Source organism: Escherichia sp. KCJ4928 (assembly GCF_004352695.1).
Classification (GTDB): domain Bacteria; phylum Pseudomonadota; class Gammaproteobacteria; order Enterobacterales; family Enterobacteriaceae; genus ECMA0423.
Window position 1 is genome coordinate 1 of the sequence record NZ_SJWV01000356.1, and the last position, 1903, is coordinate 1903.

At 42.6% G+C, this 1903-nt stretch carries 3 protein-coding genes; all 3 read left to right on the forward strand.

Going from position 1 to position 1903, the window contains the following annotated elements:
- On the forward strand, nucleotides 1-472 hold a 472-nt coding region (locus E0D98_RS23740; protein WP_240723760.1), incomplete at its 5' end, for a serine acetyltransferase.
- A gap of 102 nt (nucleotides 473-574) precedes the next feature.
- Entirely contained in the window at nucleotides 575-1231 is a 657-nt protein-coding gene (locus E0D98_RS23745; RefSeq protein WP_045133608.1) for a ProQ/FINO family protein, read from the forward strand.
- Nucleotides 1232-1298: 67 nt separating this feature from the next.
- On the forward strand, nucleotides 1299-1613 hold the full coding sequence (locus tag E0D98_RS23750; protein ID WP_032211111.1) for a hypothetical protein: 315 nt from the start codon (nucleotides 1299-1301) through the stop codon (nucleotides 1611-1613).
- Nucleotides 1614-1903: the final 290 nt, after the last annotated feature.

Here is a 1903-nt window from a genome sequence, read left to right on the forward strand (position 1 = left end):
CCGCCTGATAAGAAACGGGTTGCAGAGACAACGAGGCTTTCTGATGTGGTGGCGCCTGGCCAATGAGATGTTTATCTCTGGAAACCAAAAACAAAGGAAATGTGCGATAAAGATAAAAAATGCACTTATGGAACGGTATGGATGTGATATCGGCTTGGGCGCGCGGATTGGTAAAGGCCTCATGTTACCTCATCATGCAGGAATCGTCATTCATGGTAATGTTGATATCGGTGAGAATGTCATTATACGGCAGAATACAACCATTGGTGAAAAGGTTTCTGACAGTAGGGAAAACTATATTGTTATTGGCGATAATGTCGATATTGGTGCCCATACATGTATTATTGGGTTAAATGTGAAAATCGGAAGTAATGTTAAAATCGGGGCAATGTCTTTTATTATGGAAGATGTACCTGATAACTGTACTTATGTCACCAGGAAGGAATCCAGAGTGATAATTCGCGAACAGTAATGAAATACATGTTATCATTCTTCTGTTGGTGACTTTGCCGACTCAGATATATACTATCTGTATGTCGTGCATTATATATTAACGATACGCAGAGGTGTGTATATGGGCAGTGTTACAAAGAAACCGTCACCTGTTGTTATTATTAAGAAAAAAAGACGAATTCTTTCTCATCAGGATGATGCCGTACAGGCAGTTCCTGATGATATAAAACCAGCGCCAGTAATGGAATTTAAAACCGACTCATTACCTCCTGAAATACCAGCCACAGTGGTCGGTTCCCCGGAACAACAGAAAAAAACAGGACGTAAGAAGAAGAAAAAAAAGAAGAACAATAGATGGAATCATGAGTTTATCCGACACAGTCTGGACTGTGTTAAAAAAACATTCCCTCAGTTACGGGCTGAAGAGGGGGGATATCATGCATTTAAAATAGGCATCTCAAAGGATGTCATGGCTTTTATTTCGGCCAGTCCTGAGTGTGGACTAACTGTAAAAGAATGGAATTGTGCTGTAAGGATGATTACTGGCGGTTACAAATATCTGCAGCGTATATCAGTCGCAGGTACTCCGCGTTATGGTCTGGATGGCAAAGTTCATGGAACTGTAACGGAGGAAGAAGCGCTGTATGCGCAGGCAAAACTTGAAAAACACACGCAGCGTTATAACGCCAGGATGAAAGAGACAGAAGATGCTCGTTGCAACCAACCATCGACAAACTGTCACACCGGACAGCAATTTGAAGGACGCCTGCATTCATAACGGGGCATAATTATGTGAAATGCTGTCCCGCTATGGAATCAGAATTGAGTAACGACACGAGGTTTTGATGATTACTGTTATTATTTCTGAGGTGGGTGGCTGGCGTGAATGGAAACACCGCGCCCGAACAAAGGATGCACAGACAGCCATCATCCGGGCTATGAATAAACATTTTCCACGATCTTACAATTTTATCCCTGATGATATTGATAATGCACCTGTATTATTTGCAGCTGTAACACGTACACCGAATGTGAAAATAACCGGTCATATCTGGAAACCTATGTGGAACAGGGGAATTTGCTGGAACGTCAAAGGTCCGCCAGTAATCATCACGCTCATCCAGGGGGCCGCTTGGAATTCGGAAAATAAACCACGTTAAGACTATTTTTTAGACAAATGACTTTCAGGAATCGCCAGGATGGCGGGACAACAGCTGTTTCGGTGTCCGAAATCGTACAATTCTGTACATCTACGCAAGGGAATGTACGGAAGTAAGCCAAACGGTTATCGGACGGCCGGAACATTTCGTACAGCCTTTACGTTCAGTGAGTTAGCTGGCCTAGATGTAACCACTCGTTCAACTCAATTCTCTTAGCGTGGGAAAATTTCCCTTTTCCAAGCGGACCCCATTAATATTTGTTTTGTTTTAGGTTCTATTCAACATAGGTC

Bases quoted from the DNA above. Each gene is read 5' to 3' on its own strand.
- E0D98_RS23745 (WP_045133608.1), top strand. From the start codon at position 575: ATGGGCAGTGTTACAAAGAAACCGTCACCTGTTGTTATTATTAAGAAA.
- E0D98_RS23750 (WP_032211111.1), top strand. From the start codon at position 1,299: ATGATTACTGTTATTATTTCTGAGGTGGGTGGCTGGCGTGAATGGAAA.